Origin of the sequence: Mycobacterium sp., assembly GCF_049585075.1 — a bacterium.
In the GTDB taxonomy this organism is placed as follows: Bacteria; Actinomycetota; Actinomycetes; order Mycobacteriales; family Mycobacteriaceae; genus Mycobacterium.
Genome location: NZ_JBAUZA010000193.1, coordinates 1 through 7,097 on the forward strand (window position 1 = coordinate 1; position 7,097 = coordinate 7,097).

Below are 7,097 nucleotides of genomic sequence, written 5' to 3' on the forward strand. Positions count from 1 at the left end.
CACCGTAGCTGGTTGCTGCTCGCGTCCCGACAACCGCGGCGGCCCGCTGCGCTGTCTCATCGAGCCGTGCCGGGCCCACCGCCCACAACACCAACGGCGGCCTGCCCCGTGGCTTGGCCGCGACCGCGACGCTGCCGAATGCCGCGAGCGCCAACAGCGGCCACTCGTCGTCGTCCGGGGTGATCAACCGACCACCGCGACGAGCAAGCAACTCGAGATCGTCTGTGACCCTGTCGATTTCACGCCTCGCGTCGGTATGACGGGCCAGGTTGTCATTGACCTCGCCTCGTCGCACCCGTTCGGCTGCTTCTATCGGCCCAACACGATCCACCAGCCCGGCCAGTTCCACGCAGGGCGGTTCGACCACCCCAGACAGGTAGGCCCAGGCTCGCAACGTCGAGTCGCTCATCGCGAGGCTCCAGCCTGGCGAAAGCTCAATGCGACGGCCACCTCATCGCGTCCGGGCGATGTGCGGCCGGCCAGATCGGCCAACGTCCATGCGACTCGCAGCGTCCGGTCAACGCCGCGGATACTCAGCAGACCACGTTCTAGCGCGCTGCGCAGCGGCTGCATCGCCGCATCGCCAAGCCGGAACCGGCGCCGCAGCAGCGTTCCGCTGACCTCGGCGTTGGTGCGGAATCCGCTTGAGCGCCAACGCTGCAACGCCGCATCACGGGCCAATGCCACCCGGGTTCGGACCTGGTCCGTCGACTCAGCCCCGGTGGTCGCGAACGCGCTCATCCTCACCGGGTGCATCTCCACGCGCAAGTCGACGCGGTCCAGCAGAGGCCCGGACAGCCGGCCGAGATAGCGGCGTTTGACCGCTGCCGCGCAGATGCAGTCACGCGGATCCGCCGGCGCGCAGGGGCAGGTGTTAGCGGCCATTACCAGTTGAAAGCGCGCGGGATAACACGCCACCCCATCTCGACGGGCAAGGCGAATCTCGCCATCCTCCAACGGCGTCCGCAACGCCTCCAACACGTTCACACTGATCTCGGCGCACTCGTCGAGGAACAGCACCCCGCGGTGCGCCCGGCTGACTGCACCCGGCCGCGCCGTCCCTGACCCACCGCCGACCAATGCCGCAACGCTGGAGCTGTGATGCGGCGCAACAAACGGCGGCCGGGTAATCAGCGGCGTGGCATCCGACAGCAACCCGGCCACCGAGTGAATAGCGGTGACCTCCAACGACTCGCCATCCGATAGCGACGGCAGCAGCCCTGGAAGACGTTGTGCCAGCATCGTTTTGCCAACGCCTGGCGGACCGGTGAGCATCAGGTGATGCGCCCCGGCAGCGGCCACCTCGACGGCGAAGCGGGCCTGGGTCTGGCCCACTACGTCGGCCAGATCCGCTGACTCCTCGGCCGCCGGAACCACTCCGCTGATCCGCTCGTCTAGCTGCGCCGACCCGCTGAGCCAGGCCTGGAACTGCGCCAGCGTGCGCACGCCCCACACCTCGATGCCGTCGACCAGGCTGGCTTCGGGCAGATTTTCCACCGGAACCACCGCGGCTTTCCAGCCCTCACCTTTGGCCGCCAGCACCGCCGGCAACACCCCGCGCACCGGCCGAACCCGCCCGTCGAGTGCCAATTCGCCCAGTACCACGACCGCCTCCAGCTGTCGCCACGGCGTCTTCCGCTGCGCCGACAACACCGCGGCAGCTAGGGCGAGGTCGTATACCGAGCCCATCTTCGGCAGCGTTGCCGGTGAAAGCGCCAACGTGAGCCGGGACATCGGCCAGCGGTTGTTGCAGTTGGTGATCGCGGCACGGACCCGATCGCGCGACTCCTGCAACGCGGCGTCGGGCAGACCGACCAGGTGCACTCCCGGTAGGCCCGAGGTGATATCCGCTTCGATCTCGACGATCGCGCCGTCCAATCCCAGCACCGCGACCGAAAATGCCCGTCCCAGCGCCATCAGCCGACTCCCTGCAAATGACTGATTTCTGGCGTGCGCCGCCGGCCGATGCGCACCCCGATCACATCGATGCGGACCGCCGCCCAACGTTGCTCCTGAGTTGCCAGCCACATCGCGGCCAGCCGACGCAGTCGGCGTGCTTTCTGCTCAGTCACCGCTTGCGCCAGACCGCCGAAACCATCGCCGGTGCGCGTCTTGACCTCGACGAACACCACCGTGTTGGTGGTGGGGTCGACGGCGATGACATCCAGCTCGCCGTATCGGCACCGCCAATTGCGGGTCAGGATCTGCAGTCCCAGTCCGCTCAGGTGGTCGGTGGCCAATTGTTCACCGAGCGCCCCGATTTCGGCCCGCGTCAACATCGTCATGCGGCCACCCTGCGGCAGTGCACCGACGCGGATATCCGCTGGGCCGCCGTCGACGCGGGACGGCAACCCAGTTATCCCCAGTTGCGCGGTAATCCACAACAGACGTTCGCGGTGTTCGTTAACATCGCGTCCAGGCGATGAGGCTCGCCTTTAACCGCCGCACCGGCTGATGGCTTCTACCCGTGATGAGTCTTGGGTAGAAGGGAGTCCCGTGAGGCAAGCTCTGCTCATCCACGAATTCCTGTGGACCATCCGCGCTATTCCGCTGCGTGCCATTGCGCACCGCATTCCGTTTTGACAGCTATCGAAAGGAATACCAATGTCATTCGTCACGACCCAGCCTGACGCGCTGAGCGCCGCAGCCGCCAACTTGGCCGGCATCGGCACGACGATGAGCGCACAGAATGCCGCCGCCGCGGCGCCGACTGCCGGCGTGGTGCCGGCCGCTGCGGACGAGGTGTCGGCGCTGACGGCCACTCAATTCGCGGTCCATGCGCAGATGTACCAGGCGATCAGCGCGCAGGCAGAGGCGATTCATCGGTCATTCGTCAGCACACTGCAAACGAGTGCGATGTCATATGCGGTCACCGAAGTTACCAACGCCACAGCGGCCGGTTAAGACGGGATATAGCAATGGATTTCGCAATGTTACCGCCGGAGGTCAACTCCAGCAGAATGTATGCGGGCCCCGGTGCGGGGCCGATGCTGGCGGCGGCCACGGCTTGGGACGGGTTGGCTGCCGAGCTCCAATCCACCGCAGCGTCCTACGGGTCGGTGGTCGCCGAGTTGAGCGGCGGCCCCTGGCTGGGTCCGTCGTCAGCGTCGATGGCGTCGGCGGCGGCGCCGTACATGGCTTGGATGACCCAAGCCGCCGCGCAAGCCGAGCAAACCGCCACGCAAGCCAAGGCGGCCGCGGCCGCATACGAGGCCGCGTTCGCAATGACGGTGCCGCCGCCTCTGATCGCCGCTAACCGCAGCCTGTTGATGACGTTGATTGCGACTAATATCTTTGGGCAGAACACCATGGCGATCGCGGCCGCCGAAGCCGCCTACGCCGAGATGTGGGCCCAGGACGCCGCAGCGATGTACGGGTATGCCGGCTCGTCGGCGGCAGCATCGACATTGACGCCGTTCACCACACCACCGCCGACCACCAACCCGTCCGGCGTAGCCGGCCAAATCGCCGCGGCTGGGCAGTCGATCCTGTCCAACGGCCCACAGCTGATCAATGCACTCCCCCAAGCACTTTCGGGGCTCGCGTCCGCGCCGGCCGCGGCGGATCCGACTTCGGCACTGGTTGCGGCATTGACCGCGATCATCATTCCGCTGACGGCCATCGATATACCCATAGCAACTGCCAGTGCCACTGCGTCGACGACCAGCGCGGCGGCGTCATTCACCTCGGTGGGAACGAACTATCGCGGTTTTCTGATTAATGCTGACCGCGATTTCGCGCAAGGCAAGGGACCTTACACCGGCTATGGGCCAGGCGCGGAAATGTTGCCGGAGTGGTTCTTCGGCGGTCCGACCGCTCTGGCTGATGCGTCAAGCACGGCGCCGCCATCAGCGGCGGCCGGCCTGGGCCAAGCAACGACGGTCGGCAGGTTGTCGGTCCCGGCGGCTTGGACGGTGGCGGCACCGGAGATTCGCCCGGCCGCCTATACGCTGCCGATCACCGCTACCCAGGCCGCCCCTGAAATGGCGGTGGGCGGTTCCGGCAATCTGTTCAGCAACATGGGCCTCGCCGGGGCGGCCGGCGGGGCCGTCGGGAGCACTGCTTCGGTGGGACGCGGCGACCAGCGCACCCGGATGCCGAGCCGCGGGAACCCGAAGCAGGCACCGCGGCCAGCAGCCCAACCGGTGGCCGAAATCGCCGCGGAGCTGGCCGAATTGGCTACCCGGGCCCAATCGCTACTCGCCAAGCTGGCGGATTCCGGGCTGATGACCGCCGATGGGGTCACGCAGCAGCGGCGACGTTTTCTCGGGTGATGCACCGAGCAATCTCTACATGTGGTCTGCTCGTAGCGAGCGCATTACCGCGACCGGACGGGGAGGTGCGGTTGTCATGGACCCGTCCCTAAAGGGACGGACTTGTGACCTGTCCCGTGGTGCGGGGTGCCATTAGGCTTGCTGCTGCCGCCCTAACTGGCTGTTAGGGTGGGCGCTGCGTACGGACGCATGACTTCGCCCCAGCGTTCAACACCGCGTTGCGCGATGACGATTGCTGCGTTGTGGTCGGCGTGCCCAACGAAGCCACACCAGCCACACTCAAACTTTGCTTGGGAGCGGCGGTTTCGTTTGTCCACCCAGCCGCATTCATGACACGTCTGCGACGTGTAGGCCGGGTCGACTTCGACGAACGCCATCCCGGCCCGTTTGGCTTTGTAGGCCAGGAACCCGCCGAGTTGGGCGAACGCCCACGAATGCATTGCGGCCCGTTGGGGCTTACGAAGCCGTGCCCGCGCGCGGATCCCCGTCAACTGTTCGACGGCGATACCGCGCCCGGTGCGTTGAGCCTCGGCCACGATGCGTTTGGAAATCCGATGATTGATGTCGGCGGCGAAGCGGGCCTCCTTACCCCGGCGCTTCTTCAACAAGCGTCGCGCCGAACTGGTTTTCTTGGCCTGCAACCGTTTCCGCAGATTCAGTTGGCGTTTGCGGTAGCGGTTCAATCGTGCGCCAGCGACGCGATCGCCGTCGCTGCTGGTGGCAATGTTGACGATGCCCAAATCCACACCCACAAAGCCGTTGACCGGATCGACCTGCGGGACTTCGGGGGCCTCCACCGTGGCGTAGAGAAACCATTTCCCATCACGGCAGATCAGGTCGGTCTCGCCGATCGCACGGGTCTGCAGCAGCACCAGATCCCGCGCCGAGACCAGCACCCGGATCCCTTTGAGCCGGCCGGCCGTCGTCCAGATCGAAACCGTGGCTTGTCGGGCACCAACCATCTCCGGGATCTGCCACGACAGGCACCGCGCATCGAACGGCTGAGCCCCATCCGGTCGAAACCCAATCGGTGTGGCGGCTACCTTTGTGCGCGTCGGTGAGCCGGGTGGGCCGTGGCTGCCAGCCTCGATGTTCGCTGTCAACGAGGTGTAGGCGTCAGCCACCTTGCCGATCACCCGGATCGTTGGCTGGGCTGACAGCCCGAATCGTTGCTTGACCTCGGTGTAGAAGCGTTTCTGCGCCTCTTGCTTACCGCGCACCCCTTGGGCATGCATTCCCGATGACAACCATGACGCCGCCTCATTACACACACCCAAGGTGTCCGCTAACGCCGCCGCCTGTTCGGGCGTCGGCAGCATCCGCACCTTGACCACCTGCTTCACACTGCGCACGTTAGCCGCTGACTCTGACATCGCCTGGCGACGACACGTGCTGTCGCGGAAAGCGCTACCCTCCACCCGTGCCGCGCGCCACGCCCGAACCAGACGAAAAACAGTTGTGAATCCGGCAGGCTACGGGATCCTGCTGCTTTGCGGACCGTTGGCCGCCGTGGCGGCGGTCTGGTTGGCCGAGCGGGTGGGCGTACCGTATCCGGTCCTGCTGGTAGGTGTCGGAGCCGCGCTCAGCTTGTTACCAGGGGTCAGTGTGCCGGTGTTGTCGCCGCACGTCGTGTTTTATGTGTTTCTGCCGCCGTTGATTTATTACGCGGCGTATTTCATTGCACCGGACGACCTTCGAGCAAACGCCCGGCCGATCGGTCTGTTGTCGGTCGGACTGGTGATCATCACCACCGGCGCGGTCGCCGCGGTGTTGGTGGGTGTCGCCAGAGTGCCAATCGTGGTGGCTCTGGTGGCCGGTGCGGTGGTAGCGCCCACCGACGCGGTCGCGGCGACATCGGTGTTCAAGCGGCTGGACGTGCCGGAGCGGCTCGCGACAATCGTCGAGGGCGAGGGACTGACGAACGACGGCACCGCCTTGGTGCTCTACGCAGGCGCTGTGGGCGCCGCGGTCGCCGGCGCCGTGCATCCCGGCCCGCTCGCGGTGACGCTGCTAGCCGCCCCGGCGGGCGGTGCTGCGCTCGGCCTCGCCGTCGGCTGGGTAGCTGTGCAGATACGACGGCGAATCGACCAACCGCTGTTGGAGATCACCATCTCGCTGGCGACGCCCTACATCACTTATCTGTTCGCAGACGCCGCCCATCTATCGGGGATTTTGGCAACCGTTACCGCGGGCATATATGTGGGTTCGCACCTGAGCGCCATCTTCGCCCCGGGCGCACGACTGCAGGCCTTTGCATTCCTCGATGTTCTGGTGTTCCTGCTGAATGCTGTGCTATTCACGATGGTCGGTGCGGAGCTTGTGCGTTCGGTGCACTGGGTGCCTGAGCTGACCGCGCTGCGACTCGTCGCGGCGATGTTCGCCGTCGTCGTCATGGTGATCACGTTGCGGCTGATCTGGATGCTGCTAGGTCCTTTCACCGCGAAGCTAGTCGGGCGACCGCGCGCCGAGCCGGTCTGGCGGCAGCGCGTGGTCGTGGCGTGGGCCGGCATGCGCGGCGGCTTGTCGCTGGCAGCCGCGTTGGCCATACCGCTGCAGCGTGCTGACGGTTCGTCCTTTCCCTACCGCGACGTGGTGATCATGGTCGCGGCCGCGGTGATCGTCGCCAGCCTGCTCATCCAGGGCACCAGCCTGCCGTGGCTGCTGCGCCGACTCGGGCTGCGGGCTGAGGATTTCGGAACCGAAGAGAACAAAGCCCGGCTCAAGGCGGCGCGTGCCGCGTTGGACTGGCTGGACGAGAATTCCGGCGCCGAAAGTGCCGATGAGGCAACCAAATCCGCCCGCGCCCTGTACGAGGCCAAGGTG

The 7,097-nt window shown here is 66.2% G+C and carries 6 protein-coding genes, 1 pseudogene and 1 riboswitch; of the genes and pseudogenes, 3 read left to right on the forward strand and 4 right to left on the reverse strand.

Annotated features, from left to right (window positions below; all coding sequences use genetic code 11):
• The 3 genes and pseudogenes from WB785_RS09160 to WB785_RS09170 form a co-directional block, all read right to left on the reverse strand.
• Nucleotides 1-409 (reverse strand): annotated as a pseudogene (locus WB785_RS09160) (DNA-processing protein DprA); the annotation flags it as partial.
• On the reverse strand, nucleotides 406-1,917 hold the full coding sequence (locus WB785_RS09165; protein WP_424078610.1) for a YifB family Mg chelatase-like AAA ATPase: 1,512 nt from the start codon (nucleotides 1,915-1,917) through the stop codon (nucleotides 406-408). The pseudogene WB785_RS09160 and the gene WB785_RS09165, both read right to left, overlap by 4 nt.
• Nucleotides 1,917-2,285, reverse strand: a complete 369-nt coding sequence (locus WB785_RS09170) for a YraN family protein (protein ID WP_424078611.1) — start codon at nucleotides 2,283-2,285, stop codon at nucleotides 1,917-1,919. Before WB785_RS09170 ends, WB785_RS09165 begins: the two co-directional genes overlap by 1 nt.
• A gap of 124 nt (nucleotides 2,286-2,409) precedes the next feature.
• A riboswitch (Fluoride riboswitch) is annotated at nucleotides 2,410-2,471 on the forward strand.
• A gap of 133 nt (nucleotides 2,472-2,604) precedes the next feature.
• On the opposite strand from WB785_RS09170, the gene WB785_RS09175 reads away from it, so the two are divergent.
• Both WB785_RS09175 and WB785_RS09180 read left to right on the forward strand, forming a co-directional pair.
• Entirely contained in the window at nucleotides 2,605-2,904 is a 300-nt protein-coding gene (locus WB785_RS09175) for a PE family protein (protein ID WP_424078612.1), read from the forward strand.
• Nucleotides 2,905-2,918: 14 nt separating this feature from the next.
• Nucleotides 2,919-4,274: a PPE family protein gene (locus tag WB785_RS09180; protein ID WP_424078614.1), complete on the forward strand. Its 1,356-nt coding sequence runs from the start codon at nucleotides 2,919-2,921 to the stop codon at nucleotides 4,272-4,274.
• 152 nt (nucleotides 4,275-4,426) lie between these two features.
• On the opposite strand, the gene WB785_RS09185 is transcribed toward WB785_RS09180, so the two are convergent.
• On the reverse strand, nucleotides 4,427-5,617 hold the full coding sequence (locus tag WB785_RS09185) for an RNA-guided endonuclease InsQ/TnpB family protein (RefSeq protein WP_424078615.1): 1,191 nt from the start codon (nucleotides 5,615-5,617) through the stop codon (nucleotides 4,427-4,429).
• Between the two features lie 115 nt (nucleotides 5,618-5,732).
• Between WB785_RS09185 and WB785_RS09190 the strand changes: the two genes are divergently transcribed.
• Nucleotides 5,733-7,097: Na+/H+ antiporter (locus tag WB785_RS09190; protein WP_424078616.1), on the forward strand; the 1,365-nt coding region annotated here is incomplete at its 3' end.